The sequence below is a fragment of the Streptomyces sp. TLI_55 genome, from assembly GCF_900206255.1.
In the GTDB taxonomy this organism is placed as follows: domain Bacteria; phylum Actinomycetota; class Actinomycetes; order Streptomycetales; family Streptomycetaceae; genus Streptomyces; species Streptomyces aquilus.
This window is the reverse complement of record NZ_OAOJ01000001.1, coordinates 2,457,178-2,484,099: the sequence shown is the minus strand read 5'-3', so window position 1 is coordinate 2,484,099 and position 26,922 is coordinate 2,457,178. Positions and strand designations below refer to the sequence as shown.

Genomic DNA, 26,922 nt, shown 5'->3' with positions numbered 1-26,922 from the left:
GCTCTGCGTCAATTTTCGGGCTGGATGAGCTCTGGAATCAGTGGTGCTGGTGCACCACCGCGTGCCCCTTGCCCCGGCCGATCATCCACTTGTTCACCGGCACGGTGACGACGAACGCGATGACCAGCGAGATCGCCAGCGTGCCCCAGAACAGCAGGTCGGCCAGTTCCGCGTCCATCGCGCCCGGCCACAGCACGATCACCCCGTTGTCGACCAGCTCCATCACGGCGATCGACAGGGTGTCCGCGGCCAGCGCCACCCGCACGGCGGCCCGGAGGCCGAGGCCGGAGCGCAGAACACCGCGCAGGGTGAGCGAGTAGCCGAAGAAGAAGGCGAGGACGATCGCGAGGATCGTCGTCGGCAGGTTCCCCCAGCCGAGCGCGGTGCCGATCACCATGCCGAGCACCTCGCCGATCGCGCACCCGGTGAGGCAGTGGAGGGTGGCCTGGACGGCCATGGACCAGCTGCTCGCAGGGTGGTGTACGTGTCCCGCGTGCGCCTCGTGCTGCATGAGTGCCCCCAACGTCGGATAACGGTTCCTGCATCGAGCAAGAACCGTATACCCCCAGGGGGTATTCCGTCACGGGCTACGCGTCGCGAAGTTTCTTCAGCCGCTCCACGTCCGCCGCGTGCCCTTCCTTCCCGCCGGGCGTCTCGATGATCAGCGGTACGCCCGCCGTGGCCGGGTGGGTCATCAGTGCCCGGAACGGGTCCTCGCCGATGTGGCCGGCGCCGATGTTCTCGTGCCGGTCCTTGTGGGCGCCGACGACGTCCTTGGAGTCATTGGCGTGGATCAGCTTCAGCCGCCCCTCGCCGACGGTGTCCACCAGCAGGTCGAGGGTCTGGTGCATGCCGGACGGGCCGGTCAGATCGTGTCCGGCCGCGAAGATGTGGCAGGTGTCGAGGCAGATCCCCAGCTTGGGGTGGGCGTCCAGCGCCTCGAAGTACGGTCCGAAGTCCCAGGTGCGCGAGCACAGCGAGGCACCCTGTCCGGCGGTCGACTCCAGGAGCAGGAAGGGGTCGTCGTCGTGGGTGAGTTCGTCGAGCAGCGGCAGCATGTGCTCCCGGACCTGCTTCAGGGCCACGGACCGGTCCCGTCCGCCGGTCGCGCTGCCCGTGTGCACCACCACGCCGAGCGCCCCGATCTCCCGCCCGCGCCGCAGCGAGTGCCGCATGCTCTCCACCGACTTCTCCACGGTGGCCTCGGTGTGCGAGCCGAAGTTGATCAGGTACGGGGCGTGGACGTACGCCGGGATCGACTCGGCTTCGCAGGCCGCCCGGAACTCCTCGTCCTGCCGCGGGTTGCCGGCGGGCGTGGCCCAGCCGCGCGGGTTGGCGACGAAGACCTGCACGGTCTCGGCCTTCAGATCACGGGCGTAGGACAGGCCGACGGAGTTCAGACCGCCGGCCACGGGGACATGGCCGCCGACGGGGTTGCGCTGAGTCATCACCCGTTCAGGGTGTCATGCGCGGCGAAGTGCCCCGTCGGCGGTCCAGGGTCGGTTCAGGCTCCGGTCTCAGCGGATCTCGATCGTGATCGTCGACCCCTTGGGCGCGGTGTCGCCGCCGTCCACGGACTGGCTCTTGACGGTGTCGCCGAACAGCCCGAGGAGGCCGCGGTCCTCGTCGACCTGGAACCCGGCGTCCTCCAGCGCGGCCTTCGCGTCGTCGACGCTGTCGCCGACCACGTCCGGGACCTCGACCATCTCGGGGCCCTTGGAGATCGTCAGCGTCACGGTGTCGCCCTCGGCGGCCCGGCTGCCCTCACCCGGCGTCTGGGCGGCCACCTGGCCCTTGTCGAACTCGGAGTTGACCTGCTCGGTGGCGACCTTCACCTTCAGGCCCGCCTCCGACAGATCCGCCTTGGCGTCCTCCAGGCTCTCGCCGGTGACGTCCGGGACGTCGACCGGGCTGCCCTTGCTGACGACCAGGGCGACGGCCGTGCCCGCGTGGAGCTTCGTGCCGCCCTCGGGGTCGGTGCGGATCACGAAGCCCTTGATGACCTCGGAGCTGAACTCGCGGGTGACCATGCCCGGTTCCAGGCCGTCGTTCTTCAGCCGGAGCCGCGCCTTGTCCAGCCGGTAGCCCTTGAGGTCGGCCAGCTGCACGGTCTTCGGGCCGTCGGAGACGGTCAGCGTCACCGAGTCGTTGTTCCGTATGCGGGCGCCGACGCCCGGGTCCGAGTCGATGACCTGGCCCCGCTTCACGGTGTCGCTGTAGGCGTGCTTCACCTTGCCGACGTCGAGACCCTCCTGGGAGAGCCGCTCCCGCGCCTGCGCCTCGGTCTTGCCGATCAGCGCCGGGACCTTGGTGAACTGCCCGGAGTTGATGTACCAGACGCCCGCGCCGACACCGAGGATCAGCAGGAGCGCGACGACGATCGCGAGCGGCCCGCGCGGAAGGCCCGAGCGGCGGCGCCGGGGCGGCGGGGGCGGTGGCGTCGCGAACACGCTGGTGCGGTTGAGCGCGGCCTCGTCGTCCCCGTCGACCGGCAGCGGCCGCGGCACCGTCAGCGAGCGCGGGATCACACTCGTCCGGTCCTCGGCGTTGTCGTGCTCAGTGGTCAGCGCCTGCGGCGGTACGGCGTCCAGCTGGTCGGCGCTGAGGACGGCACGCGCCTCGCGGACCTGGGCGAGCATCGCCACCGCGTCGTACGGACGGACGTCAGGGGTGCGGGCGGTCGCCGACGCGACCAGCTCGTCCAGCTCGAACGGCAGGCCCGGCACGATCGCCGAGGGCGGCGGGACGTCCTCGTGGAGGTGCTTGTAGAGGACGATCGCGGGGGAGTCGCCGTCGTGCGGCTTCTCGCCGGTCAGCATCTCGTACAGCACGACACCGCACGCGTACACGTCGACGCGGGCGTCGGCGGCGCCCGGCTGCTCGATCTGCTCGGGCGCGAGGTAGGAGACGGTGCCGAGCACGGCACCGCTGGTGTTGGTGACGGTGTCGACCGAGCGGACCAGCCCGAAGTCGGCGACCTTGACCCGGCCGTCGTCCCCTATGAGGACGTTCTCCGGCTTCATGTCGCGGTGCACGAACCCGGCGCGGTGCGCGGCGCCGAGCGCGGCCAGCACCGGCTCCAGGATGTCGAGCGCGGCCCGCGGCTGCAGCGCCCCGCGGTCGCGCAGCACGTCCCGCAGGGTGCAGCCGGCGACGTACTCCATGGCGAGATAGACGTACGACCCGTCGGTGCCCTGGTCGAAGACCTGCACCACGTTGGGATGGGCGAGCCGGGCGACGGACTTGGCCTCGCGGATGAAGCGGTCGACGAAGGTGGCGTCGGCGGCGAGGCCGGGGTGCATGACCTTCAGGGCGAGCACGCGGTCGAGGCGGGTGTCCAGGGCCCGGTAGACCGTGGCCATCCCGCCGACGGCGATCCGCGCTTCCACGCGGTACCGGCCGTCGAGCACCTGCCCGACCAATGGGTCCTGAAGGGTCGTATCCACGCAGGTGAGTGTACGAGCCGTGACTGACAGGGCCGGGGGTTCGGGTGAGATCGGGGCGGGACTGAAGCCGAGCTGTGACGGACCTCGCACCCGCTCCCGAATCTCATCGAACGTACGTTCAGAATGCCGGGCGTTCGGGGTCGAGACGCGCCAACCCCCCGGTGGGGGAGGACGCTTCGGCGAAGTGCCGCTTGGGGATGCGCCCCGCCCGGTGGGCCAGCCGGCCCGCCTCGACCGCGTGCCGCATCGCGTGCGCCATCAGCTCCGGCTCCTGGGCGCGCGTCACCGCCGAGGCGAGCATCACACCCGCGCAGCCCAGCTCCATCGCGAGCGCCGCGTCCGACGCCGTACCGGCGCCCGCGTCCAGGATCACCGGCACGCGCGCGTGCTCGACGATCAGCTGGAAGTTGTGCGGGTTGCGGATGCCGAGCCCGGACCCGATCGGGGAGCCCAGCGGCATGATCGCCGCGCAGCCCACGTCCTCCAGCTTCCGCGCCAGGACCGGGTCGTCGTTGGTGTACGGCAGCACCGTGAAGCCGTCGTCGACCAGGGTCTCCGCCGCCTCCAGGAGCTCGATCGGGTCCGGCAGCAGGGTGCGCTCGTCGGCGATGACCTCCACCTTGATCAGGTCCGTGCCGAGCGCCTCGCGCGCGAGGCGGGCCGTCAGCACCGCCTCGCCCGCCGTGAAGCAGCCGGCCGTGTTCGGCAGCACCTGGACGCCGAGCTCGGTCAGCACGGACAGGACCGAGCCGTGCACGTTCGGGTCGACGCGCCGCATCGCGACCGTCGTCAGCTCCGTGCCCGAGGCGACCAGCGCCCGCCTCAGCACGTCCAGGCTGGGCGCCCCGCCCGTGCCCATGATCAGCCGGGACGAGAACGCCGTACCGCCGAGGACGAAGGGATCGTCGGCCATGGGTCAGCCTCCTTGGACGGCGGTCAGGACCTCGACGCGGTCCCCCTCGGAGAGGGGCGTCGACGGCCACTGCGCGCGCGGGACGACGGTTTCGTTGAGGGCGGCGGCCACTCCGGAGGGTGCCGGGGTGAGGGCGCGTACGACCGTGTCGAGCGCCGTGCCGGGGGCGAACTGGCGCAGCTCCCCGTTGACGGAGATGTTCATGCGGGCTGCTCCGTGAGGTGCTTCGTGAATCGCCTGGGGGTGAAGGGGCGGGCCTCGTCCGGGAGTTCACCGGTGGTCAGGGCGTGGGCCATGGCATCGCCGGTGACCGGCGTCAGCAGCACACCGTTGCGGTAGTGGCCGGTGGCCAGCAGCAGCCCCGGCAGCTCGGTGGGGCCGAGCAGGGGCGCGTTGTCGGGGGAGCCGGGGCGCAGCCCCGCGCGGGTCTCCGTCAGCGGCAGCTCGGTGATGCCGGGCACCAGCTCATGGGCGTCGCGCAGCAGCTCGTACACCCCGCCCGCGGTCACCGTCGTGTCCCAGCCCTGCTCCTCGCTGGTCGCCCCGATCACCAGCTCGCCGTTCTCCCGCGGCACCAGATAGACCTGGCTGCCGCGCACCACGGCCCGCACGGTCCGGCTCAGGAACGGCGCGTACCGCTGCGGCACGGTCAGCCGCAGCACCTGCCCCTTCACCGGGCGCACGGGCGGCAGTACGGCCTCGGGGACCCCGGCGAGGCGTCCGCTGAGGCTGCCCGCCGCCAGCACCACCTGCCCCGCGCCCAGCCGCGTACCGCCGGTCGTCGTGACGCCGGCGGCCCGGTCCCGTACTACGTCGAGACGCTCGGCCCAGTCGCGGTGGAACACCACGCCCGCTCGCTCGCAGGCGGCCAGCAGCGCCCTGGTCAGCCGTCGGGGGTCGATCTGGTGGTCGCCGTCCACCCGCAGCCCGCCGCGCACGCCCGGCGCGAGCATCGGTTCCAGGCGCCGGCACTCGCGCCCCGACAGCCACTCGGACTCCAGCCCCGACTGCTGCTGGAGGGCGTGCAGTTCGCGCAGATGGGCGCGGTCGTCGGCGTCCAGGGCGACGGCGAGCGTGCCGCAGCGGCGGTGGCCGAGGTCGAGCCCGGTCAGGTCGGTCAGCTCGGCCGCGAAGTCCGGATAGCGGCGGGCCGAGGCGAGGTTCAGGCCGAGCAGGGTCTGCTCGCCGTAGTGCAGTTCGGTGACGGCGGCGAGCATGCCGGCCGCCACCTGGGCGGCCCCGCCGCCCGGTTCGGGGTCCACCACGGCCGTGGCGAAACCGCGCTGCGCGGCCCGCCAGGCCGTGACGAGGCCGATGATTCCGCCCCCGACGACGAGGACGTCTGACGTACGTGAGGACATGGGCGTCCAGCCCCTCCCTTCGCCGGCATGACCCGGATCAGGTTCGTACGGTCGGAGGCCGCCAGCCTCCCTCTCAGCCCGGTGCGTCCGGGCTCCCGCGAGTGCTCTACGTTGGCCACCCTAGCTCTTGGTTTTGCCCTTTCGTAAGGAGGCCCACTGTCATGGCCCGCTCGCTGGACGGCCTCGTCCTCGCCCCCGTCGCCGACCAGGCCCCAGGTCAGGTGGGTACCCGGACCCGGTTCACGTACCACGAGAAGGACGGCGAGATCTGGGCCGAGTACACGGGCGGCGACGTCGTCCGCGGGCACCTGGTGGGCACGCGCGCGGGCGACCGGCTCGACTTCCGGTACGTGCAGCTGAAGCACGACGGGACGACCTCCTCCGGGCACTGCGTGTCCACCGTCGTGGACCTGCCCGACGGGCGGGTGCGTCTGGAGGAGAGCTGGGAATGGGAGTCGCAGGCCGGGAGCGGGACCAGCGTTGTGGAGCAGGTCACTGTGCAGGACTCCTGACTGACAATTTGTCAGTTGTCTATGGTGATCAGGTGAGCGACGAGACGGAGACGCAGACGCGGCGGCGCGTGGTCGTGGTCGGCGCGGGCATGGCCGGCGTACAGACCGCGGTGGCCCTGCGCGAACAGGGCTTCACCGGCACGGTGACGCTGATCGGCGCGGAACCCCACCAGCCCTACGACCGGCCGCCGCTGTCCAAGGCGGTGCTGCTCGGCAAGGCCGAGGGCTCCGCCTTCGACGTCGACTTCGAGGCGCTCGGCATCGAACTGCGGCTCGGCGTCGAGGTGCTGGGCGTCCGCCCCGCCGATCACGAACTGGACGCCGAGGACGGGCCGGTGCCGTACGACGTCCTGGTCCTCGCCACCGGCGCGGAACCGATCCGGCTGCCCGGCGCGGAGGGCGTGCCCGGCGTCCATCTGCTGCGCACCCTCGACGACGCCGAACGGCTGCGCCCGGTCCTCGCCCGGCAGCACGACATCGTGGTCGTCGGCGCGGGCTGGATCGGCGCCGAGTTCGCCACCGCCGCGCGCGAAGCGGGCTGCGCGGTGACCGTCGTCGAGGCCGCCGACCGGCCGCTCGCGGGGGCGCTGCCCGCGGAGGTGGCCACGCCGATGGCGACCTGGTACGCCGACGCGGGGGCCGCGCTGCGCACCCACGCGCGCGTGGCCCGTATCGAGCCCGGCGAGGTCGTCCTCGACGACGGCTCCCGGCTGCCCGCGGACGCGGTCGTGGTCGGCATCGGCGCCCGCCCGGCCACAGCCTGGCTCTCCGGCTCGGGCATCGCCCTCGGCGCGCACGGCGAGGTCGTGGCCGACGCGGGGCTGCGCACCTCGGTCCCGGACGTGTACGCCGTGGGCGACTGCGCGTCCTTCCCGTCGGGGCGCTACGGCGAGCGCCTGCTGGTCCACCACTGGGACAACGCCCTCCAGGGGCCGCGCACGGTCGCGGCCAACATCATCGGCGAGACGCCGTCGGTCTACGACCCGGTGCCGTACTTCTGGTCCGAGCAGTTCGGCCGTTTCGTCCAGTACGCCGGCCACCACACGTCCGCCGACACGGTCCTGTGGCGCGGGGACCCGTCCGGACCGGCCTGGACGGTGTGCTGGCTGCACGAGAACCGGCTGGTCGCCCTGCTGGCGGTGGGCCGGCCGCGGGACCTGGCACAGGGGCGGCGCCTGATCGAGGCGGGGACGGAACTGGACACCGGGTTGCTGTCGGATCCAGGTCGGCCGTTGAAGGCGGCGGTGGTCTAGCGGAAATGTCAAGGTAGGGGCCGTTTCGGGCGGCCCCGGCTTCCGACTGTCAGTGCGGGATGGCAGGCTTGATTCCGTGACCGAGATTGACGCAAAGATCGATGCTCTCGTCCCCGCCTGGCTCACCCTCCCCGACATCGCAGAAATGCTGGACGTCGAGGTGACGCGTGTGCGGCAGCTGGTCAAGGACGGCCAGCTCATCGCCGTACGCCGAGGTGAGAACCGCGCACTGCACGTCCCCGCCGCCTTCATCGACGGGGCCGAGCAGAAAGTCGTCAAGGGCCTCGCCGGGACCCTGACACTCCTGAGGGACGACGGCTTCAGTGACGAAGAGATGCTGGAGTGGCTCTTCACCCCGGACGACAGCCTGCCGGGCACCCCGGCCCAGGCCCTGAGCGAGAACCGCGGCACGGAGGTGAAGCGCCGGGCCCAGGCATTGGCGGTCTGACCCCGGAGTGGCTCGGGGCCGTACATGTCTTGTGCGGCTCCGGGTCGGCACCCCGCCAACGCGGTGAGTGACACCCGCCCGCCGACCACTCACGTCCCACGACCTACCGGCATGCCCCGCCCCGACCCACCTGTGGTTCACTACCGCCCGCCAAGGCCGACCGCACTCGTCCACGGCCCGTACGCCACCGACACCGGGGGACCGACCATGACCGACGCCGCCCGCACCGCCCGCGCCCAGCTCGCCGACGCCCGCGTCTACCTCTGCACGGACGCCCGCAAGCGCCAGGGCGACCTCCCGGAGTTCCTCGACGCGGTCCTGGCCGGCGGCGTCGACATCGTGCAGCTCCGCGACAAGGGCATGGAGGCCGCCGAGGAACTGGAGCACCTCCAGGTCTTCGTCGACGCCTGCGCCCGCCACGGCAAGCTCCTCGCCGTCAACGACCGCGCGGACGTCGCCCACGCCGCCACGGCCGACGTACTCCACCTCGGCCAGGGCGACCTCCCGGTCCCCGCCGCCCGCGCGATCCTCGGCGACGACGTCCTCATCGGCCGCTCCACCCACGCCGAGCAGGAAGCCGCCGCCGCGGCGGTCCAGGACGGCGTCGACTACTTCTGCACCGGCCCCTGCTGGCCCACCCCCACCAAGCCCGGCCGCCACGCCCCCGGCCTCGACCTCGTCCGTCACACCGCCGCCCTCGGCACCGACCGCCCCTGGTTCGCCATCGGCGGCATCGACCTCGGCAACCTCGACGAGGTGCTGGAGGCGGGCGCCGACCGAGTCGTCGTCGTACGCGCCCTCACCGAGGCGACCGACCCCGGCGCGGCCGCCGCGGAGTTCGCCAAGCGCCTGCGCCAGCGGTGACCAGCCGCATCGGGCCCCGCTAGACGAAAGCTGTCCGATGGGTGGACAACAAATCGACAAAACGGGCAAATTTCCGTGATCTGGTTGGGTGACCACCGCCCCCTGGCTAACCTGCCGGTATGGCCCTCGGAACCGCATCCACCAGGACGGACCGCGCACGCACCGTGCGTGACATGCTCGCCACGGGCAAGACGACGTACTCCTTCGAGTTCTCGGCGCCCAAGACTCCCAAGGGTGAGCGAAACCTGTGGAGCGCGCTCAGGAGGGTCGAGGCGGTCGCCCCGGACTTCGTCTCGGTGACCTACGGCGCCGGCGGCTCCACCCGCGCGGGCACCGTCAAGGAGACCCAGCAGATCGTCGCGGACACCACCCTGACCCCGGTCGCCCACCTCACGGCGGTCAACCACTCGATCGCCGAGCTGCGCAACATCATCGGCCAGTACGCCGACGCCGGGATCCGCAACATGCTCGCCGTGCGCGGCGACCCGCCCGGCGACCCCATGGCCGACTGGGTGCCGCATCCGCAGGGCCTGACGTACGCGGCCGAACTGGTCCGGCTCATCAAGGAGTCGGGCGACTTCTGCGTCGGCGTCGCCGCCTTCCCGGAGATGCACCCGCGCTCCGGCGACTGGGACACGGACGTCGAGCACTTCGTCGACAAGTGCCGCGCCGGCGCCGACTACGCCATCACGCAGATGTTCTTCAAGCCCGACTCCTACCTTCGCCTTCGCGACCGCGTGGCCGCCGCCGGCTGCGCCACCCCGGTCATCCCCGAGGTGATGCCGGTCACGAGCGTGAGGATGCTCGAACGACTTCCGCAGCTCAGCAACGCGTCGATCCCGTCCGTCCTGAAAGAGCGGATCCTCACAGCAAAAGACGATCCGGCCGCTGTACGCTCCATCGGTATCGAATTCGCCACCGAGTTCTGCGCGCGGCTGCTGGCCGAGGGAGTGCCCGGACTGCACTTCATCACGCTCAACAACTCCACGGCGACGCTGGAAATCTACGAGAACCTGGGCCTGCACCACCCACCGCAGGCCTAGACCGGCCGCACGGATATACGACACACTGCGTAGCGGTCACTGGGAGAGGGGCGTACATGGGCTGGACGGTCCTCTACATCGCGTTCGGAATCGTCGCGCTGTGGTTGCTCGGCGAGGTGCTGCTCCAGTACAAGGCGCGGTTGCGCTGGCGGCTGCTCGCGTTCGCGGGCTTCCTCGGCGTCGTCCTCGGTGTGCTGATCCCCTCGGTCATCGTCATCGGGCTGGGCGCCATCGCTTTCGCGATCGGCCAGACGTACGTCACGCTCTCCTTCCGCCGCGGCTTCGAACAGGGCTGGGCGGTCAATCCGCCGACGGCCCTGGGCGGCCTGACCGGCGGCAAGCGCCCCCGCCGGGAACGCGGTCGCGAGGAGCCCACCCTGGAGGTCTCCGACCTCGAGGCCTCGGACGCCGACTACGGCGACGAGGCCAACTACCGCCAGGACCCGGCCGGTTACGGTGACGACTACGACCGCGACGACGTGTTCACGCCCGCCCGCCCCGCCGCGGCGGCCGACACCACCGCGGTCTACGAGCCCCAGCCGATGCCGGACGACACCGGCTCCTACGGCATATACGGCGACACCCCCTACCCGGCGGCGACCGGCGACGGCGGCTACGCCGGCCAGGACCAGTACGCGACGGCCGCCCAGGGCGCCGACCAGAGCTACTCCTACGACGGCTACACCGGCTACGACCAGCAGCAGTACGGCTACGACATGGCCGGGCAGCAGCAGTACGCCGCCTACTCCGACCCGTACATCGGCACCCAGACCTACGACGGCGCCGGCTACGACACCTCGTACGGCGGCCAGCAGAGCTACGACCAGCAGGCCTACGGCCAGGACCAGTACGGCAACGCGACCTACGGCGGCGAGACCCCGGCCGGCGGCGTCTGGGTCCCGCAGCAGCGGTCCGACGACTCCTACGGCGGCGAACTCCCGCCGGAACAGCAGTACCCCTACCAGGGCAACGCCCAGCAGGGGAACGGCTACGACGAGCAGTACCGCTTCTGACGCCGAGGCTCGTGGGTCACTGAGAGCCCCGGAAGTCCGGCCCCTCCACGATCAGCCCGGCGGCCAGCGCCCCTGACATCCCGGCGTGCGGAAGACCGCCGCCGGGATGCGCCCAGCCACCCACCCGGTACAGCCCCGGCAGCGGGGTCGTGTTGGCCGGGTGCAGGAAACGGCCCTCGCCGGCGGCCAGTGCGGGGGCTGGTATGGCGCCGAACGAGGCGCCGGTCTCGGCCTCGGTGTGCTCGGGTGTACGCATCTCACGCCACATCAGCCGCTCGCGCAGCCCCGGTACGGCCGCCTCCGCGGCTGCCGCCATGAGGTCGGCGAACCGGTCGTCGGTCGCGTCGACACCCCAGTCGCCCCGGGTCGGCACCGTGGCGGACAGCACCACCGACTCGAAATCCCCCTCGGGGTGCAGCGCGGGATCACCCGGCCGCAGCACCGTCACGGTGGGACGCGCCTGCTCACCGCGCGCGGAGCCGAGGTAGTCCAACTCGGCCGCGCGGTCCGGGGCGTGCACCACCGTGCGATGGACCGCACCGGCCTCACGCGCGCCGCGCAGCGCCAGCAGCACCGTGAACCTCCCCGGCCGGTCCGCCGCCGGAGCGGGCTGCACCCCACCCTCGCCGTACAACGGATGCTCCGTCAGACCGGCGAGCCGGGCCGGGTCCACGCCCGCCACGACCTGGTCCGCCTCCGCCACACCGCCGCCGGCGAACTCGACCCCCGCCGCTCGGCCGTCCTTCTCCACCACCCCGGTGACCTCGGCGCCGAAGTGGAACTCCACCCGGCGCGCCACACACCGCTCGTACACCGCGCGCGCCAACTCCCGCAGGCCGCCGCGGACATACCAGGTCCCGAAGGCGTGCTCCATGTACGGCAGCACCGCCGCGCTCGCCGGGGCGGTGCTCGGGTCGAGGCCGTACGCCAGGGCGTAGCCGTCCAGGAGCGCGGCCAGTCGGGGGTCGCGCAGCTCCCAGGCGCCGATCTCGGCGAGCAGCCCGGCGCGGCGGGTGCGCAACAGCTTCTTGTGCGGGACCGACGGATAGGGCTCGCGGTCGGCCAGGACCGACCAGTTGGGCCACAGCGGCTCCTCCAGGAGCGGCCGGCGCGTACGGTCCCAGGCCTCGCGGGCCCGGACCAGGAAGTCGCCCCAGCGGTCACCGGAGCCCGCACCGAGGGCCTCGTTCAGCGCCGCGACCACGCCCGCGCGGGACGCGTTCGGCAGGGAGACCTCGGTGCCGTCGGCGAAGAGATGCCGCGACGACGGGTCGACCTGGACCAGCTCGACGACCGACTCCAGCGGTTCCTTGCCGGTCTTGACGAAGAGGTCGCGGTAGACGGCGGGCAGCGGCAGCAGTCCCGGGCCGGTGTCGAAGGCGAACCCGTCGCGCTCGAAGCGGCGCACCGCACCGCCGTACGTCTCCGTACGCTCGTACACCGCCACCCGGTGGCCCGCGACGGCCAGCCGGGCAGCGGCCGCCATCGCGCCCATCCCGGCGCCGATCACCGCAATCCGTGCCATGCCCGCGACTTTATCGGCCGCCACTGACAGCCCTGGTGACAGGTGGGGTCACCAGCCGAGCGGCGACCCCGACCGGCCCGCGAGCCGCCTCTCCTCCCGGCGCTGGGCCCTGCGCCGCAGGAACCGCCGGATGCGGGAGATCAGGAAGATCAGTATCACCAGCCCGCCGACGAGCAGCACCGCCGCGATGATCGCCGCCGCCTGCGGGTGGAAGATCGCGAAGGTGACGAGACCGGCGACTCCGAGATCCTCGGCCAGGCTCACGATCACGTTGCTCAGCGGCTCCGGCGAGGTGTTCACCGCCATCCGCGTCCCGGCCTTGACGGCGTGGCTGGCCAGCGCCGTCGAACCGCCGACCAGGCCCGCGACCGCGTCGTTCAGCGAGCCGCTCTGACCGGCCAGCACCGCACCGACCCAGGCGCCCGCCGCCGGGCGGATCAGCGTGTGCACGGAGTCCCACGCCGAGTCGACGTACGGGATCTTGTCCGCGACGGCCTCGCACAGGAACAGCACGCCCGCTGTGACGAGGACCTCAGGGCGCTGCAGGGTCTCGGGGACGTCGTCGCTCAGCCCGGTCGCGCCGAAGACGCCGAGCAGCAGCACGACGGCGTACGCGTTGATTCCGCTGGCCCAGCCGCTGGTGAAGACAAGGGGGAGTACGGACACGGAGGCGATCGTAACCAGTCCACAACGGGGCGTCCTGGGCCTGAGTGCGCAGCTCTGAGTATCCGTACCTAGTGGGGGAGATGAGTACGCGCGCGGATGGGGCCCGACCTGCGTGAACGAGAGAGTGGAGCCACGGAGAAGGGAACGGCTCCGACACCGGCGACACGGGGCGCCGGAGCGGAGCCGCCCCGGATCCGCTCCTTCCGCCGGCGGAAGTCGGCGGGAGCGAGGCACGGGGCCCGGGGGAACGACCGAACGGGGGTCCAACGGGGGACACGGGGGAAAACGGGGGAGCACGAGAAGGCGCCGGTTCGAGGTGGCCCGCGGGGGACGCGGCCACAGCGGACCGGCGCTTTCGTGTCTACGCGCGCGTACCGCTCACCCGGCCCTGCAACAGCCGCGACAGCGCCGAGTGGACGTCGTCCAGCGAGCGCTCCGGCTGGAACGCCTTCCAGTCCAGCGCCGCCACCAGCACCATGCCGACGAGCGCGGACGCGGTCAGGGAGACGTCGATCGCCTCATGGAACTCGCCGCCCTCGACGCCCTCGCGCAGCACGTTCTCGACCACCGCCACCGCCTGCTGACGGACCACCATGAGCGTCGACTGCCAGGCCCGGTTGGTGCGCCACAGCTCGGCCACGTACAGCTGCGTGAAGGCCGGGTAGCGGTCGATGAAGACCAGGCCGGCCCGGACCATCGCGTCCAGGGCGTCCGTCTTGCTGCCGCCCGCGGCGGCCGTCCGCTCCGCTGCCTCCTTGAGGGAGGCGGTGAGGAGTCCCACGCCGTGCCGCAGCAGCTCCTCGAAGAGGACGGACTTGCTCGCGAAGTTGTAGTAGACGGTGCCCTTCGCGACCCCGGCCCGCTCGGCGATCTCGTCGACCGTGGTGGCGGAGAAGCCCTGCTCCGCGATGAGGGTGACGGCCGCCTCGTAGAGCTTCTGGCGGGTGGCCTCGCGGCGTGTGCTGCCGCTGCTGCTTTCCATGGTCCTGATTGTCACAGCAACCGGCTCCGGGGAGGTCGTCGAGGTCACAGGCTCAGCTCCGGGTGCAGTCGGTCGAGCGTCCACACCTGGCGGCGCCGGGCCGAAAGCGCGGTCAGCGCGAGCGCGCCCGCGGTGAACGCGACGAGCACCACGCACGCGTGCCACACCGGACCGAGGCCGCCGCCCGTGATGAGCCGGCGCAGCGCCTCGACGACGTAGCTCATCGGCAGGAACGGGTGGATCGCGTTGAAGAAGCCGGGGCTGGTCTGCACGGGGTACGTGCCGCCCGCGGACGTCAGCTGGAGCATCAGGAAGGCCAGGACGAGGATGCGTCCCGCCGCCCCGAAGCGGGCGTTGAGCCACTGCACGATCGCCGCGAAGCACGCCGTGACCAGGAACAGGAAGCCCACGGTCCCGGCCGCCCGCATCATCTGCAGGCCGATCGCCCAGTGCAGCACCGACATCAGGGCGACGGTCTGGAGCACCCCGACCGCCACCACCGGCAGCCAGCCGGCCAGCGCGATCCGCCACGCCGGGGCGCCCGCCGCGAGCGCGCGCCGGTTCATCGGTGCCACCAGCATGTACGCCACCATCGCGCCCACCCACAGGGACAGCGGGATGAAGTACGGGGCGAAGCCGGTGCCGTAGTTGGGCGCCTGGTGCATGTCCTTGGAGACGAGCTGGACCGGGTCGGCCATGACGCCGGTGCGCTCGTCGCGGTCGGCCTTGCCGTAGTCGGGGATCTGGCCGGCCCCGTCGTGCAGTCCGTCGGAGAGCTTCCCGGTGCCGTCGACGAGCTTGAACATGCCGCCGTTGAGATCCTCGGCGCCGGTCTTGAGCTTGCCGACGCCCTCGTCCAGGTCGCCGGCGCCGGTCTTGGCGGTGCCGAGGCCCGTGTGGAGCGTCTTGGCGCCCGCGGCGACCTTGCCCGCGCCCTCGTTCAGCTTGTTGATCTTGGAGACCGCGTCGTCGAGGTCCTCGGACAGGTTCGGCGCCCGGTCGGCGAGGGACTGGGCCTGCTTCTGGAGGGTCGCCAGGTTCTTGTCGAGCTTCTTCAGGTCGCCGTCCTGGTCGTCCACGAGGGTGTTCAGGTCGTCCGCGATCGTGGCCACGTCGGCGGCGGCGTCCTTGGCCTTCTTCAGGTCGGCGCAGGCCCCGTCCGGCAGGACCGGGTTCGTGCAGCGCGCCTTGTAGACGTCGTCCAGGGTGTCGGAGGCCTTATGGGCGCCCTTGGCGGCGACGGGGGCCGTCTTGACCAGGGTGTCGAGGTTGCCGCGGATCGCCCCGGCGGAGTCCGCGACCAGCTGGGCGGTGTCGCCGATCGTCTTCTCGTTGTCCTTCAGGAAGGGGCCCACCTTGTCCGCGACCCCGTTGACCTTGTCGGCCAGCGTCTGGGTGCCCTCCGCGACCTGCGCCGAACCGTCCTGGAGGTCGCCCGCGCCCTTGTCGAGCTTCTTGAGCCCCTTGGACAGCTTGCCGCTGCCGTTCTTGGCGTCCGTCAGCCCGTCGGCGAGGTCCTTGGAGCCCTTCTCGGCCTTGACCGTGCCGGTCTCCAGCTTGTCGGCGCCCTTGGCGGCCTTGACGGTCGCGCCGTGGATGTCGGAGAAGGAGATGAAGATCTGGTCCAGGAAGGAGCGCGACGCCTTCGTGGACGCGGCCTGCCGGACCTCGCTGAAGACCGTGCGGGAGATCTGGCCGACGATGTAGTTGTTCGCGTCGTTGGTCCTGACCTGGAGCGCCCCCGTCTCGGGGGAGTCGCCCGCACTGGAGGCGATCCGCGCGCTGAAGTCGGTCGGCATGGTCAGCGACAGGTAGTACGTGCCGTCCTCGACGCCCGCGCGCGCGTCGGCGGCGCTCACCTCGTGCCACTCGAACGTGTCGCTGTCGAGCAGCCCCTTGGTGATGTCGGCGCCCGCGGTGATCTTCTTCCCGTCGGCGGTCGCGCCCTTGTCGTCGTTCACCAGCGCCACCGGGATGCGGTCGAGCCGGCCGTACGGGTCCCAGAACGACCACAGGTACAGGGCGCCGTAGAGCAGCGGCAGCACCAGCAGCGCCACCAGGGCGGCGCGCGGCAGCTTGCCCCGCCCGAAGCGCCGCAGCTCAAGCGCGGCCAGTCGCGGCGAGCGCATCGGTCCCCTCCTTCTGTCCGGTCCGCTGACCGGTGGAGATCGTCAGAGTGTTCTCGGGAGCCTCACTGCACACCGCCACGACCGTGGTCCCGGCCTCGGCGAGCGACCTCAGCAGCGCCCAGGCCTCCGCCCGCTCCGCGTCCGACAGCTTCAGGTCGACGTCGTCGACGCCGAGCAGCTTCGGGCGCCCGATGAGCGCCAGGGCGAGGGACAGCCGCAGCCCCTCCAGCCGCTCCAGATCGCGTACGGCGGTCCGCGAGCCCTTGGGCAGGGCCTCCCGGTCGAGACCGGCGGCGGTCAGGGCGGCGTCGATCCGCTGCTTCGCCTCCTGGGCGCGCTCCGCGCGGGGCCGCAGCAGGGCCCGCAGGGAGTCCCCGAACCGGCGCTGGAGCAGGGCCCGCTCCCGCAGGTGCTCCCCGACGGTGAGGGCCGGGTCGAGGTCGGTGACGCCGGCGACATGGGCGACGGCGCTCAGCCGCCGCACGGCCCCGAGCTGCTTCGGCAGCCGCGCCCCGCCGACGGTCGCGGTCCCCTCGGTGGCCTTCATCCGCCCGGTGAGCGCGAGCAGCAGACATGTGCGGCCGGTCCCCGACGGGCCCTCGACCGCGATGAGCGACCCCGGCTCGGCCGCGAAGGTGATCCCACGGAAGGCCCACCCCCGCGGTCCCTTGAGCCCGAGGCCCTCGGCTGCGACGGCGATTCCGTCCACAGCCCACCCCCTGAGTGTGTGGCAAGTTTTTGAACTGACTGGTCAGTGCAAAAGTAACCCGAACCTTCGATCGAAGCAAAAGTGCAGGTCAGAACGGATTGTCAGTGCCATACCTCACGATGGGCACATACGGCCACAACGCCGTCACGCAGACGACAGGAGGTTCGTCATGGCCAGCTACCACGCAGCAGCCGCCCGTCGGCGCCGCGCCACCGGCCCTGCCCCCTCACTGACCGGACCGGCGAGCGACGTACACCCCGTGCTGCGCCGGACCACGGCCCCGCCCGCCGCCCTCGACCTGCTCGCCCAGGCCCGCGCCGGACTCGACGAGGCCGCCGTCCTGGAGACACCGAACGAGCGCTATGCGACGGCACATCTCGCCGCCCTGCGCACCGCCGCCGCCGTGCTCGCCGCGCGAGGCCGCCCGGAGCCCACGCCCCGACGCCGCGCCAAGATCCGGAGCGCCTGGGAAGTGCTCCCCGAGATAGCGCCCGAGCTCGCCGAGTGGAGCGCGCTCTTCGCCGCCGGGGCCCGGCGCCGTGCCCGGGCCGAGGCCGGCATCCAGGGCGCGGCCTCCCGCCGGGACGCCGACGACCTCATACGCGACGTGGCGATGTTCCTGCGCCTCGTCGAGCGGATGCTGGTCCTCCAGCCGGTCCTGCCCCAGCCCCGCCAGGACGCCGACCACCCGGACCCCGACGAACGCCCGGGGAGCAGGGACATGCCGGACGCGGGGTGAAGCCGGGTGGCCATGGCGCGCCGGTGTCCGTCGTATGAGACGTGCCCCAGGGCCCCGCCCCGTGATGACCAGGTGAGGCAAGGGAGGCAATAGGGTGGAGGCGCCTGAAGCCCTTCGCCCTCCGTAGCCCGGGCGGGGAGGGTGCCCGTTCGCTCCGCCGCGCAAGAGGCGGTGCCGCGCCGAGGAGTCAACTGTCGTGTCGGACCCGCTGCGACCCCGCGCCTCCCTCCGTACCGCCGTGGTCTGGGAGGTCCTCCAGGACGCTCTCGAACGACGGGTCAAGGCCACGGGCCGGGAGTCCCTGGACGTGCTCGACACCGGGGGCGGCAGCGGCAACTTCGCCGTGCCCGTCGCCCGCCTCGGCCACCGTGTCACCGTCGTCGACCCCAGCCCCAACGCGCTCTTCGCCCTGGAGCGCCGCACCGCCGAGGCCGGCGTGGCCGACCGGGTCCAGGGCGTCCAGGGCGATGCCCACGGCCTCTTCGACGTCATCGAGCGCGGCGCCTACGACGCGGTGCTGTGCCACGGCGTCCTGGAGTACGTCGACGACCCCGCCGAAGGAGTGCGCAACGTGGTCGCCGCGCTGCGCGCCGAGGGCGTCCTCAGCCTGCTCGCGTCCGGCCTCGGCGGCGCCGTGCTGGCCCGCGCCCTGGCCGGTCACTTCAAGGAGGCCAAGCAGGCCCTCGCCGACCCGAACGGCCGATGGGGCGCCGGTGACCCCGTCCCGAGGCGCTTCACCGCCGAGCAGCTCACCGCGCTGGTCGAGGGCGCGGGCCTGGAGGTCGGCGCCGTGCACGGCGTACGGGTCTTCGCCGACCTGGTCCCCGGGGTGCTGGTCGACACCGAGCCCGGCGCCCTGGACGCGCTGCTCAAGCTGGAGGAGGCGGCCGCCGAACTCCCCGCCTTCCACTCCGTGGCCACCCAGCTTCATGTGCTCGGCGAGACGCGGGCGACCTCCTGAGGCCCGGGTGCCCCGTCCTGGTGCCGCGCTGATCAGGGACTTGGGTGCAGATGGAGTACGCCACAGGCCCCCCGATCGGGCGCCCAGCGCCGTATGATCGAGGGAGACCGCCCGGCATGACGGGTCGGCCGCTGGGGAATGGAAGACTCAGTGGCCGGGACGTTCATGGCGGAATCCGGTTGGCCAATTGGCGTAGAGGGGCGGGTTTCACGGGGGCGATTCCCTGCCTATCCTGAAGGGACCCCCCGGGTCGCCCCGGCGACTGCACGATGAGGAGGACTCCGTGCCGCTCTCGGAGCACGAGCAGCGAATGCTCGAGCAAATGGAGCGAGCGCTGTACGCCGAAGATCCCAAGTTCGCGACAGCGCTTGAGGGAAGCGGGCTGCGCACGTACACCCGGCGACGGGTCTACCAGGCGGTCGCGGGCTTCCTCGTGGGTATCGCGCTCCTCATGGCAGGAATGGTCGCCAAGCAGGTCTGGCTCAGCGTGGTGGGCTTCCTCGTCATGCTGGGGTGTGCGGTACTCGCCGTGACCGGCTGGCGCAAGGCTCCCAAGCCGGGCGAGCAGCCCTCGGCCGGTGGACCGCAGGCCCGCCGTCAGCCACGGCAGAAGCGCTCCATGATGGACCGCATCGAGCAGCGCTGGCAGCGGCGCCGCGACGAACAGGGCGGCCAGTAGCTCGACCACAAAGCTGATGAGGGGGTGACCGCCCACCGGGCGGTCACCCCCTCACGCACGCCCTTTTCCATGCCCCTGTGAGGGCGTGAAGAACAGTGGCGGAGACCGTTGAGGCCCCGGTCCGTTCCCACGGACCGGGGCCTCAGCCGTGATGCGTGCCCTCCGGCCTCAGCTCTGCTGGCCGGACGGTTTGCGCAGGGTCGGCCGGGCCGCCGCCACCCGCGCCGTGACGCCGCTCCACCACTCCGAGACGGCCCACACCACCCGGACGGTGGAACGCGGGGCGAAGGCCGCGCGCAGCCGCGTGCTCCGCGGCGCCGTACCGCGCAGCCCGGTGATCGCCCGCCGGACGTCCTCCGCGAGCCCCGCCACCGGACGTGGCCGCGGCGCGTAGAGGACCTGCTCCACCGCTTCGGCCACCCGATGCACCGAGGCCGCCGCCTCGGGTTCGAGATGCCCCAGCCGGACGATCCGGGCCGCCGCCTTGCGGGGGGTCTGCGACCCGTCCGGCACGATCCCGAAGTCCCAGGCCGTGTCGGTCAGTTCGAGCCAGACCGCCAGGGTGTGCAGCCCGGCGTCCGCCTCGGTCCGTCCGTGCGCCCCAAGGCGTACCGCCCGGGTCCGCATCCGCCACAGCGCGGGCGACAGCGGGATCGCCAGCGCGGCGAGCCCGGCGAGCGCCCAGGCCAGCAGGACGTACCACTTCGGGCCGTCGTCGTCCTGGGTGAGCGCGGCCGCCGCGGACTCGCTCGGGCAGGCCTCGAGCTTCTTCTGCTCCGCCGTGCAGCTCTCGCTCGCGGAGGGGGCGGCGGAGGGCGCCGCGCTCGCCGACTGCGTCGGCCGGCCGGTGTCCGGCAGGCTGTTGCCCGGGGTCTCCGTCTGCGTGTACGCGGGCTGCGTGCCCCGGGTCGGGGTCGGCTCGAAGCGGGTCCAGCCCACCCCCTCGAAGTACAGCTCCGGCCACGCGTGGGCGTCCTTCAGCCCCACCGACACCGATCCGTCGCCCTGCGGCGTACCCGGCGCGAAGCCCACCGCGACCCGGGCCGGGATGCCGAGGCTGCGGGCCATCGCGGCCATCGCGAAGGAGAAGTGGACGCAGAAGCCCTGCTTGTTCTCCAGGAACCGGGCGATGGCCTGCGAGCCGCTGCCCGCCTGCACCTGGGTGTCGTACTGGAAGCCCCCGGTCACCGTGAAGTACTCCTGGAGCTTCACCGCCTCCTCGTAGTGGTTCGAGGAGCCGGCGGTGACCTCACGGGCGGTCTTGGCGACGATGCCGGGCAGCGACTTCGGCAGCTCGGTGTACTCGCGCTTCAGGGCCGGGGGCGGCTCCGGCGCCGAGGCCAGCTGCTCGGCCGTCGGCCGCACGTCCAGGCTCTTGACCGTGTACGTCGCCCCGCGCGTGGTCTGGCCGTGGTCCCCGACCAGCGTCATGCCCTCGGGTTCGTAGCGCCACTTCCCGTCGATGTCCACGCCGCTCGGCGGGTACGGCATCGGCAGCCAGTCCTGCTGGTACCAGTCGGCCGCCGAGATCCGCGTCGTGATCTCGGCCCGCCGGATGTCGGCACCGAGCCCGAGCGGGGTGGGGAACTCGCCCGGCACCTTCTCGATGCTGCGCTTGGACGGCTTCCACGTGGTGCCGTCGAAGTCGTCCAGGGAGACGATCCGCAGATACTGGCTCGCCGCCGCCTCGGGGTTCGAGCGCACGGACAGGACCTGGCGGTCGTCGTCCGCGTTGAGGTTGTCGCGCAGGGACACCAGGGGGTTCACCGCGGAGATCGTGCCCCCGCTGCCGTTCCCGGCGCCCGCGCCCGTGCCCACGCCGTCCAGCAGGCCGCCGCTCATCGAGGGCAGGGCGATCGGCACCACGAGGGCCAGCCCCAGCGCGACCGCGCCGATCCGCCGCCCGGTGCGGACCGGGGCCACCACGCCGGACTCCGCGCCGGGAGTGCGCGGCGCCCCACCGAAGACCCGCCCCCACTGGGAGAGCCGGTCGCGTCCCTCGGCGAGCAGCAGCATCAGATAGCCGGCCGCCGCGACCAGGAACCACAGCCAGTCGGCGCCGCCGTCGGACAGCCCCGCGGCCACCGAGTACAGCGCCAGCAGCGGCAGCCCGGCCGGAGCCGCGCTGCGGAAGGTCACCGCGAGGGTGTCCACCGCGAGCCCGATGACCAGGACACCACCGATGATCATCAGCCGGATGCCGGCGGACTCCAGCGGCGCCGGGATCGCGTACCGCGCGATGTCGTCGCTGCCCTGCTGGAGCAGGTCGGCGAAGTGCCGGAAGGCCTCGGGGCCGGGGACGATCCCGGCGACCGCCTGCTCCCGGGCGAAGACCAGGGTCAGCAGCATCAGCGTGACCAGTGCCTGCGCGGCCACGGTCAGCGGCCGGGCCAGCGGCACCCGCCGGGTCGCCGCGCCCACCAGGGACTGGATGCCCAGCAGGAAGGCCGCCTGGACGATCCACGTCGCCGGTTCGACCAGGGGCAGCAGGGCGCAGGACGCCATCAGGGTGGCCGCCCAGGCGCACAGCGCCAGTCGTGCCCGCCCGCTCATGCCGGTGCCCCCTCACTGCCCGCGCCGCTCGCCACACCGAGACCCGTGCGCTCACGGTCGGCCTGGCGCCACAGCTCGGTCAGCGAGGCGCCGCGCGGCACGCGCAGCGCCGTCCAGCCCGCCTCGCGCAGCATCCGCAACCGCTCCTCGCTCCTGTCCAACGGCCCGGCCACATCGGTCGGTTCCCGCCCCCAGCCCGCGCTGTCCAGCAGGAAGGCGACCGCGCTGCCGCTGCGCTGGCGCATCTTGGCGGCGACCGTGGCCTGTTCCTCGTCGAGGTCGCCGAAGAAGGCGACCAGCAGCCCTTCGTTGCCGCCGCGCAGTACGTCGTACGCGCGCGACAGGCCGGTGCCGTCGGAGTGGTCGATCACCGCGAGGGTGTCCATCATCAGGCCCGCCGCGTCCGCCGACTCCTGGTTCGCGCCGGCGAACCCGTCCGCGCCCTCGCCGGGCACCGAGCTGCCGGTGTCCGTCAACAGCCGTACGGAGAAGCCGCGTTCGAGCATGTGGACCAGCGCTGACGCGGTGCCGGAGACGGCCCACTCGAAGGCCGAGTCGGGGCCCGCGCCGTGGAAGGCGAGACCCCGGGTGTCGAGCAGCACCGTGCAGCGGGAGCGCTGCGGCTGTTCCTCGCGGCGCACCATCAGCTCGCCGTAGCGCGCGGTCAAACGCCAGTGCACCCGGCGCAGGTCGTCGCCGTAGCGGTACCCGCGCGGGATGACGTCGTCCTCGCCGGCCAGCGCGAGCGAGCGCTGCCGCCCGTCGCCGTAGCCCTTCGCCTCGCCGCTGAAGCGGACCGGCGGCAGCGGCTCCACGCGCGGGATCACCGTCAGGGTGTCGTACGACGAGAAGGACCGGGTCAGCTCGCACATGCCGAACGGGTCGGTCAGGCGCAGCTGGAGCGGGCCCAGCGGGTAGCGGCCGCGCAGGTCGGAGCGGACCCGGTAGGACACCTCGCGGCGGCCGCCCGCCTCGACCCGGTCGAGGACGAAGCGGGGGCGCGGGCCGAGGACGTAGGGCACCCGGTCCTGGAGCATCAGCAGGCCGGTGGGCAGCCGCGAGACGTTGTCCATCCGCAGATGGACGCGGGCCTCGCTGCCGGCGGGCACACGCGCGGGGGAGAGCCGGCGGCTGCCGGCGACCCGGTAGCGGGTGCGGTACAGGACGGTGGCGCAGACCAGGGGCAGCACGGCCAGCAGCAGGCCGACCCGCAGCAGATCGCTCTGCCCCAGGACGTACGCGCAGATGGCGGCGGCGATGCCCGCGGCCAGGAAGGACCGGCCGCGGGTGGTCAGGCCAGCCAGCGCGGTGCGCACCCCGCCCTTGTCGCCCCGGTCGGGCTCCGCGTGGCCCGGCCCGGCGGCGGTGGTCATCCAAGCCTCCGCGGCGGCTGCTGGCCGTAGCCCTGGGTGCCGTGGCCGAGGCCCAGGCCGCCCTGCTGCTGGGGCACCGGGGTGCGCTGCAGGATCTCCTGGACGACCTGCTCCGAGGTGCGCCGGTTCAGCTGGGCCTGGGCGGTGGGCAGCAGGCGGTGGGCCAGGACGGCGACGGCGAGGGCCTGCACGTCGTCCGGCAGCGCGTACTCCCGGCCGCTGAGGGCGGCCGACGCCTTCGCCGCGCGCAGCAGATGCAGCGTCGCGCGCGGGGAGGCGCCGAGTCTGAGGTCGGGATGGGTGCGCGTGGCGGCGACCAGGTCGACGGCGTAGCGCCGGACCGGGTCGGCGACATGGACGCCGCGGACGGCGTCGACCAGCTTCACGATGTCGTGCGCGTGGGCCACCGGCTGGAGGTCGTCCAGGGGGTTCACCCCGCCGTGGACGTCGAGCATCTGCAGCTCGGCCTCCGCGCTGGGGTAGCCGATGGAGACCCGCGCCATGAAGCGGTCGCGCTGGGCCTCCGGCAGCGGGTAGGTGCCCTCCATCTCGACCGGGTTCTGCGTGGCCACCACCATGAAGGGGCTGGGCAGCTCGTAGGTCTGCCCGTCGATGGTGACCTGGCGCTCCTCCATGGACTCCAGGAGCGCGGACTGCGTCTTCGGCGAGGCGCGGTTGATCTCGTCGCCGATCACGATCTGCGCGAAGATCGCGCCCGGCTTGAACTCGAAGTCCCGGCGCTGCTGGTCCCAGATCGAGACACCGGTGATGTCCGAGGGCAGCAGGTCGGGCGTGAACTGGATACGCCGCACCGAGCAGTCGATGGACCGCGCCAGTGCCTTCGCCAGCATGGTCTTGCCGACGCCGGGGACATCCTCGATCAGAAGATGCCCCTCGGCGAGCAACACGGTCAGCGAAAGCCGTACGACCTCGGGCTTGCCCTCGATCACTCCTTCCACCGAACTGCGGACTCGCTCCACAGTGGCAGTCAGATCAGTGAGGCTCGCTCGATCGTCATAGGTCGTCACCCGGCCCTCCTCGGCCCGTTCTTTCTCCGGGCCGACGCTCTGCGTTGCGGACCGGCCCACCCCGAATCACGGACACCACGCGGAAATGGTTCCGCGTGACGTCCATCCACGCATTCTTGCTGCCGTTACCGTTTCGTGTCACTCGCCTGTGGACAACTGCCTGCGATTTGTCGGGGCTTGCGACGCTTTGGGTGCCCCGGAAGCGGAAATCAACAGCAGAACGACAGCTTCGGAGCGCGGCCGGACGCGGTCAGGCGGGGTCGATCTCGCGCAGCAGGCCGGTCTTCACGTCGAAGACGAAGCCGCGCACGTCGTCGGTGTGCAGCAGGAACGGCGAGGTCCGCACCCGCTGCATGGACTGGCGCACGTCCTGGTCGACGTCCCGGAAGGACTCCACGGCCCAGGCCGGGCGCTGGCCGACCTCCATCTCCAGCTCGGTGCGGAAGTCCTCGGTGATCTGCTCCAGACCGCAGTTGGTGTGGTGGATCAGCACGATGCTGCGGGTGCCCAGCTTGTGCTGGCTGATGGTGAGGGACCGGATCACGTCGTCGGTGACCACGCCACCCGCGTTGCGAATGGTGTGACAGTCACCGAGCTCCAGGCCGAGCGCGGCATGCAGGTCGAGACGGGCGTCCATGCACGCCACGACGGCGACGTGCAGAACGGGGCGGGCGTCCATGCCGGGATCGGTGAACGCCGCGGCGTACTGCTCGTTCGCGGCGACGAGGCGGTCGGTGACGGCGCCGGTACGTATGGCGCCTTCGGATGCGGTGGCGGCGGATGCAGAAGTCGTCATGCTGACGACATTACTGGTCACGGCTGATCCGGTCCTGCGGTGAGAAGGGAAAAAGACCGTCATCACGTCCTCTTTGTGAGGTAAGCCACAGGGGTGGCGGGGTGCGCCCGAGCGGGTGATTTCCCGCCCCCGGTCGCCTCGCCCCGATGCCCGGCCGCGACGCGCAGGCCGGTTGATTGACCGCGAGACACCGTGGACTAAAGTGGCGCGAAGCGGGAGGCGAGGTCTCCCTGCTGGCATGAATTCCCCAGGAGAAACCGGCGCAGTCACCGGATCTCCCCACGCGCGCGGCGCGTACGTACGGCTCGGCCTCCTCCCGCTCCCGGCCGGCTGACGCTTCCGGCGCCGGCAGGCCTCCCCTTCACGAGCGGGCGGGGACCCGGCGGTGCGTACGGCCCGCCGGACCTGAGAGGGCCCCTTGAGCAACACGCGACATGTCCCGGTGATGCTCCAGCGCTGCCTGGACATGTTGGCCCCCGCCCTGCAGGCCCCCGGAGCGGTCGTCGTCGACTGCACCCTCGGTCTCGGCGGCCACAGCGAGGCCCTCCTCCAGCAGTTCCCCGAGGCCCGGCTCGTCGCCCTCGACCGTGACAAGGAGGCCCTGCGCCTGTCCGGCGAGCGCCTCGCGCCCTACGGCGAGCGCGCCACGCTCGTCCACGCGGTCTACGACGAGCTTCCGGAGGTTCTCGAGCGACTCCGTATTCCGCACGTCCAGGGCGTCCTGTTCGACCTCGGCGTCTCCTCCATGCAACTCGACGAGGCCGACCGCGGCTTCGCCTACGCCCAGGACGCCCCGCTCGACATGCGCATGGACCAGACGACGGGCATCAGCGCCGCCGAGGTCCTCAACACCTACCCGCCGGGCGAGCTGGTGCGGATCCTGCGGGCGTACGGCGAGGAGAAGCAGGCCAAGCGGATCGTGGCCGCGATCGTGCGCGAGCGCGAGAAGGAGCCGTTCAGCAACAGCGCGCGGCTCGTCGAGCTGATCCGGGACTCCCTGCCGCAGGCCGCCAAGCGCACCGGCGGCAACCCGGCCAAGCGCACCTTCCAGGCGCTGCGCATCGAGGTCAACGGCGAACTCTCGGTCCTGGAGCGGGCGATCCCGGCCGCCGTGAAGGTCCTCGGCGTCGGCGGACGGATCGCCGTGCTGTCGTACCACTCGCTGGAGGACCGGCTGGTGAAGCAGGTGTTCGCGGCCGGTGCCGCCAACACCGCGCCCCCCGGGCTCCCGGTGATCCCCGAGCAGTACCAGCCGCGGCTCAAGCTGCTCACGCGCGGTGCCGAACTTCCCACCGAGGAAGAGGTCGCCGAGAACCGGCGGGCGGCCCCCGCGCGGCTGCGTGGCGCCGAGCGGATCAGGGCGGACATCGAGTGAGGAGCGGAGTGAGCAGGAAACCCGAACTGAGGGGGCGGGCGGCTCGGCTCGCGCGGCTCTTCCCACCCCCGTCCGGCTCCGGCCGGTCCGGTTCCGGCCAGGCCGCCCGCACCCCGTTCGTGCTCCTCGTCGTACTCCTTCTCGGCGGCGGCCTCATCGGGCTCCTGGTGCTGAACTCCGCGCTCAGCGAAGGGTCGTTCAAACTCGACGACCTCCAGAAGGAGACCAAGAGCCTCACCGACCAGGAACAGGCCCTGCAGCGCGACATCGACGCCTACTCCGCCCCCGACGCCCTCCAGCGCCGCGCCCGCGAGCTCGGCATGGTCCCCGGCGGAGACCCGGCCTTCCTCGCGCCCGACGGCACCGTCAAGGGCGTCCCGGGCGCCGCGGCCGAGCAGCCCGCGGCCCAGGTCGTACGGCCCCCCGAGGCGATGCCCGTCACGACCGCGTCCCCGACGCCCACGGCCGCACCCACCCCCACGGCCGTCCCCACCCCCGCAGTCACGCCCTCCACCGAACCGTCCTCCGCGACCCCGACCCCCGGCAGGTGACGG

Annotated in this window: 26 protein-coding genes and 1 riboswitch; of the genes, 11 read left to right on the top strand and 15 right to left on the bottom strand. The window is 72.2% G+C overall.

The genetic code is table 11. The features are described 5' to 3' along the window. Positions 1-37 precede the first annotated feature (37 nt). The 6 genes from CRP56_RS11590 to thiO form a co-directional block, all read right to left on the bottom strand. The gene (locus tag CRP56_RS11590) at positions 38-511 is read right to left on the bottom strand and encodes a DUF4396 domain-containing protein (RefSeq protein ID WP_097262978.1); all 474 of its coding nucleotides are present in this window, start codon (positions 509-511) and stop codon (positions 38-40) included. A 76-nt stretch (positions 512-587) separates the two neighbouring features. Next, the gene (locus CRP56_RS11585; RefSeq protein WP_097262976.1) at positions 588-1,448 is read right to left on the bottom strand and encodes a deoxyribonuclease IV; all 861 of its coding nucleotides are present in this window, start codon (positions 1,446-1,448) and stop codon (positions 588-590) included. A 69-nt stretch (positions 1,449-1,517) separates the two neighbouring features. Then, a complete protein-coding gene (pknB, locus tag CRP56_RS11580) occupies positions 1,518-3,446 on the bottom strand; it encodes a Stk1 family PASTA domain-containing Ser/Thr kinase (RefSeq protein WP_179850989.1) in 1,929 nt (642 codons plus the stop codon). Positions 3,447-3,564: 118 nt separating this feature from the next. Further along, complete coding sequence (locus CRP56_RS11575) at positions 3,565-4,359, bottom strand: thiazole synthase (protein ID WP_097262973.1); 795 nt, start codon at positions 4,357-4,359, stop codon at positions 3,565-3,567. A gap of 3 nt (positions 4,360-4,362) precedes the next feature. Then, complete coding sequence (thiS, locus tag CRP56_RS11570) at positions 4,363-4,563, bottom strand: sulfur carrier protein ThiS (RefSeq protein ID WP_097262970.1); 201 nt, start codon at positions 4,561-4,563, stop codon at positions 4,363-4,365. Further along, positions 4,560-5,720, bottom strand: a complete 1,161-nt coding sequence (gene thiO, locus CRP56_RS11565) for a glycine oxidase ThiO (protein ID WP_097262967.1) — start codon at positions 5,718-5,720, stop codon at positions 4,560-4,562. The genes thiS and thiO overlap by 4 nt, the downstream gene beginning before the upstream one ends. Further along, positions 5,718-5,829: riboswitch (TPP riboswitch) on the bottom strand. It overlaps the preceding gene by 3 nt. 52 nt (positions 5,830-5,881) lie before the next feature. Here thiO and CRP56_RS11560 point away from each other — a divergent pair. From CRP56_RS11560 to CRP56_RS11535, 6 genes are all read left to right on the top strand, one after another. Further along, on the top strand, positions 5,882-6,232 hold the full coding sequence (locus CRP56_RS11560) for a hypothetical protein (RefSeq protein ID WP_097262964.1): 351 nt from the start codon (positions 5,882-5,884) through the stop codon (positions 6,230-6,232). Between the two features lie 89 nt (positions 6,233-6,321). Next, positions 6,322-7,485 carry an NAD(P)/FAD-dependent oxidoreductase gene (locus CRP56_RS11555; RefSeq protein WP_257041910.1) on the top strand — a complete coding sequence of 388 codons (1,164 nt, stop codon included), beginning with the start codon at positions 6,322-6,324 and terminating at the stop codon, positions 7,483-7,485. A 76-nt stretch (positions 7,486-7,561) separates the two neighbouring features. Then, positions 7,562-7,933, top strand: coding sequence for an Rv2175c family DNA-binding protein (locus CRP56_RS11550; protein ID WP_097262961.1), 372 nt, complete (start codon positions 7,562-7,564; stop codon positions 7,931-7,933). Positions 7,934-8,140: 207 nt separating this feature from the next. After that, positions 8,141-8,797, top strand: a complete 657-nt coding sequence (gene thiE / locus CRP56_RS11545) for a thiamine phosphate synthase (RefSeq protein ID WP_097262959.1) — start codon at positions 8,141-8,143, stop codon at positions 8,795-8,797. A 119-nt stretch (positions 8,798-8,916) separates the two neighbouring features. Continuing rightward, positions 8,917-9,840 (top strand): methylenetetrahydrofolate reductase [NAD(P)H], encoded by a 924-nt coding sequence (gene metF / locus CRP56_RS11540; protein ID WP_097262956.1) that lies wholly within the window; start codon positions 8,917-8,919, stop codon positions 9,838-9,840. 56 nt (positions 9,841-9,896) lie between these two features. Beyond that, entirely contained in the window at positions 9,897-10,853 is a 957-nt protein-coding gene (locus CRP56_RS11535) for an SCO2102 family sporulation regulator (RefSeq protein WP_097262954.1), read from the top strand. A gap of 16 nt (positions 10,854-10,869) precedes the next feature. Here the strand turns inward: CRP56_RS11535 and CRP56_RS11530 are convergent, their stop codons facing one another. From CRP56_RS11530 to CRP56_RS11510, 5 genes are all read right to left on the bottom strand, one after another. Beyond that, positions 10,870-12,378: a phytoene desaturase family protein gene (locus tag CRP56_RS11530; protein ID WP_097262951.1), complete on the bottom strand. Its 1,509-nt coding sequence runs from the start codon at positions 12,376-12,378 to the stop codon at positions 10,870-10,872. A gap of 48 nt (positions 12,379-12,426) precedes the next feature. After that, positions 12,427-13,044, bottom strand: a complete 618-nt coding sequence (locus CRP56_RS11525) for a DUF4126 domain-containing protein (RefSeq protein WP_097262949.1) — start codon at positions 13,042-13,044, stop codon at positions 12,427-12,429. 361 nt (positions 13,045-13,405) lie between these two features. Further along, entirely contained in the window at positions 13,406-14,026 is a 621-nt protein-coding gene (locus CRP56_RS11520; RefSeq protein ID WP_097262947.1) for a TetR/AcrR family transcriptional regulator, read from the bottom strand. Between the two features lie 44 nt (positions 14,027-14,070). Beyond that, positions 14,071-16,155, bottom strand: a complete 2,085-nt coding sequence (locus CRP56_RS11515) for a YhgE/Pip domain-containing protein (RefSeq protein ID WP_097262945.1) — start codon at positions 16,153-16,155, stop codon at positions 14,071-14,073. Further along, complete coding sequence (locus CRP56_RS11510; RefSeq protein ID WP_097262941.1) at positions 16,127-16,864, bottom strand: ATP-binding cassette domain-containing protein; 738 nt, start codon at positions 16,862-16,864, stop codon at positions 16,127-16,129. Before CRP56_RS11510 ends, CRP56_RS11515 begins: the two co-directional genes overlap by 29 nt. 169 nt (positions 16,865-17,033) lie before the next feature. On the opposite strand from CRP56_RS11510, the gene CRP56_RS11505 reads away from it, so the two are divergent. From CRP56_RS11505 to CRP56_RS11495, 3 genes are all read left to right on the top strand, one after another. Beyond that, positions 17,034-17,603 carry an SAV_6107 family HEPN domain-containing protein gene (locus tag CRP56_RS11505; RefSeq protein ID WP_097262939.1) on the top strand — a complete coding sequence of 190 codons (570 nt, stop codon included), beginning with the start codon at positions 17,034-17,036 and terminating at the stop codon, positions 17,601-17,603. Positions 17,604-17,799: 196 nt separating this feature from the next. Then, the gene (locus tag CRP56_RS11500; protein WP_097262937.1) at positions 17,800-18,564 is read left to right on the top strand and encodes a methyltransferase; all 765 of its coding nucleotides are present in this window, start codon (positions 17,800-17,802) and stop codon (positions 18,562-18,564) included. A 283-nt stretch (positions 18,565-18,847) separates the two neighbouring features. Beyond that, positions 18,848-19,243: a DUF3040 domain-containing protein gene (locus tag CRP56_RS11495; protein WP_097262934.1), complete on the top strand. Its 396-nt coding sequence runs from the start codon at positions 18,848-18,850 to the stop codon at positions 19,241-19,243. Between the two features lie 168 nt (positions 19,244-19,411). On the opposite strand, the gene CRP56_RS11490 is transcribed toward CRP56_RS11495, so the two are convergent. The 4 genes from CRP56_RS11490 to CRP56_RS11475 all read right to left on the bottom strand — a co-directional run bounded on the left by CRP56_RS11490 (position 19,412) and on the right by CRP56_RS11475 (position 25,056). After that, positions 19,412-21,796, bottom strand: a complete 2,385-nt coding sequence (locus CRP56_RS11490) for a transglutaminase TgpA family protein (RefSeq protein WP_097262932.1) — start codon at positions 21,794-21,796, stop codon at positions 19,412-19,414. Next, positions 21,793-23,169 carry a DUF58 domain-containing protein gene (locus CRP56_RS11485; RefSeq protein ID WP_097262930.1) on the bottom strand — a complete coding sequence of 459 codons (1,377 nt, stop codon included), beginning with the start codon at positions 23,167-23,169 and terminating at the stop codon, positions 21,793-21,795. The genes CRP56_RS11490 and CRP56_RS11485 overlap by 4 nt, the downstream gene beginning before the upstream one ends. Beyond that, positions 23,166-24,197 (bottom strand): AAA family ATPase, encoded by a 1,032-nt coding sequence (locus CRP56_RS11480; RefSeq protein WP_097262927.1) that lies wholly within the window; start codon positions 24,195-24,197, stop codon positions 23,166-23,168. Before CRP56_RS11480 ends, CRP56_RS11485 begins: the two co-directional genes overlap by 4 nt. Before the next feature lie 250 nt (positions 24,198-24,447). Then, positions 24,448-25,056 carry a beta-class carbonic anhydrase gene (locus CRP56_RS11475; protein WP_097262925.1) on the bottom strand — a complete coding sequence of 203 codons (609 nt, stop codon included), beginning with the start codon at positions 25,054-25,056 and terminating at the stop codon, positions 24,448-24,450. Between the two features lie 355 nt (positions 25,057-25,411). On the opposite strand from CRP56_RS11475, the gene rsmH reads away from it, so the two are divergent. Both rsmH and CRP56_RS11465 read left to right on the top strand, forming a co-directional pair. After that, positions 25,412-26,368: a 16S rRNA (cytosine(1402)-N(4))-methyltransferase RsmH gene (rsmH, locus tag CRP56_RS11470; RefSeq protein ID WP_097262922.1), complete on the top strand. Its 957-nt coding sequence runs from the start codon at positions 25,412-25,414 to the stop codon at positions 26,366-26,368. Between the two features lie 8 nt (positions 26,369-26,376). After that, positions 26,377-26,919 carry a septum formation initiator family protein gene (locus CRP56_RS11465; RefSeq protein WP_097262920.1) on the top strand — a complete coding sequence of 181 codons (543 nt, stop codon included), beginning with the start codon at positions 26,377-26,379 and terminating at the stop codon, positions 26,917-26,919. Positions 26,920-26,922: the final 3 nt, after the last annotated feature.

What these genes read in the sequence shown, in the direction of transcription:
- CRP56_RS11555 (WP_257041910.1), top strand. Translation starts at nt 6,322, where the DNA reads ATGGCCGGCGTACAGACCGCGGTGGCCCTGCGCGAACAGGGCTTCACC.
- thiE (WP_097262959.1), top strand. Translation starts at nt 8,141, where the DNA reads ATGACCGACGCCGCCCGCACCGCCCGCGCCCAGCTCGCCGACGCCCGC.
- CRP56_RS11485 (WP_097262930.1), bottom strand. Translation starts at nt 23,169, where the DNA reads ATGACCACCGCCGCCGGGCCGGGCCACGCGGAGCCCGACCGGGGCGAC.
- CRP56_RS11520 (WP_097262947.1), bottom strand. Translation starts at nt 14,026, where the DNA reads ATGGAAAGCAGCAGCGGCAGCACACGCCGCGAGGCCACCCGCCAGAAG.
- thiS (WP_097262970.1), bottom strand. Translation starts at nt 4,563, where the DNA reads ATGAACATCTCCGTCAACGGGGAGCTGCGCCAGTTCGCCCCCGGCACG.
- CRP56_RS11535 (WP_097262954.1), top strand. Translation starts at nt 9,897, where the DNA reads ATGGGCTGGACGGTCCTCTACATCGCGTTCGGAATCGTCGCGCTGTGG.
- CRP56_RS11585 (WP_097262976.1), bottom strand. Translation starts at nt 1,448, where the DNA reads ATGACTCAGCGCAACCCCGTCGGCGGCCATGTCCCCGTGGCCGGCGGT.
- CRP56_RS11530 (WP_097262951.1), bottom strand. Translation starts at nt 12,378, where the DNA reads ATGGCACGGATTGCGGTGATCGGCGCCGGGATGGGCGCGATGGCGGCC.
- CRP56_RS11505 (WP_097262939.1), top strand. Translation starts at nt 17,034, where the DNA reads ATGGCCAGCTACCACGCAGCAGCCGCCCGTCGGCGCCGCGCCACCGGC.
- CRP56_RS11490 (WP_097262932.1), bottom strand. Translation starts at nt 21,796, where the DNA reads ATGAGCGGGCGGGCACGACTGGCGCTGTGCGCCTGGGCGGCCACCCTG.
- CRP56_RS11475 (WP_097262925.1), bottom strand. Translation starts at nt 25,056, where the DNA reads ATGACGGTCTTTTTCCCTTCTCACCGCAGGACCGGATCAGCCGTGACC.
- CRP56_RS11575 (WP_097262973.1), bottom strand. Translation starts at nt 4,359, where the DNA reads ATGGCCGACGATCCCTTCGTCCTCGGCGGTACGGCGTTCTCGTCCCGG.
- CRP56_RS11515 (WP_097262945.1), bottom strand. Translation starts at nt 16,155, where the DNA reads ATGCGCTCGCCGCGACTGGCCGCGCTTGAGCTGCGGCGCTTCGGGCGG.
- CRP56_RS11590 (WP_097262978.1), bottom strand. Translation starts at nt 511, where the DNA reads ATGCAGCACGAGGCGCACGCGGGACACGTACACCACCCTGCGAGCAGC.
- CRP56_RS11560 (WP_097262964.1), top strand. Translation starts at nt 5,882, where the DNA reads ATGGCCCGCTCGCTGGACGGCCTCGTCCTCGCCCCCGTCGCCGACCAG.
- thiO (WP_097262967.1), bottom strand. Translation starts at nt 5,720, where the DNA reads ATGTCCTCACGTACGTCAGACGTCCTCGTCGTCGGGGGCGGAATCATC.
- metF (WP_097262956.1), top strand. Translation starts at nt 8,917, where the DNA reads ATGGCCCTCGGAACCGCATCCACCAGGACGGACCGCGCACGCACCGTG.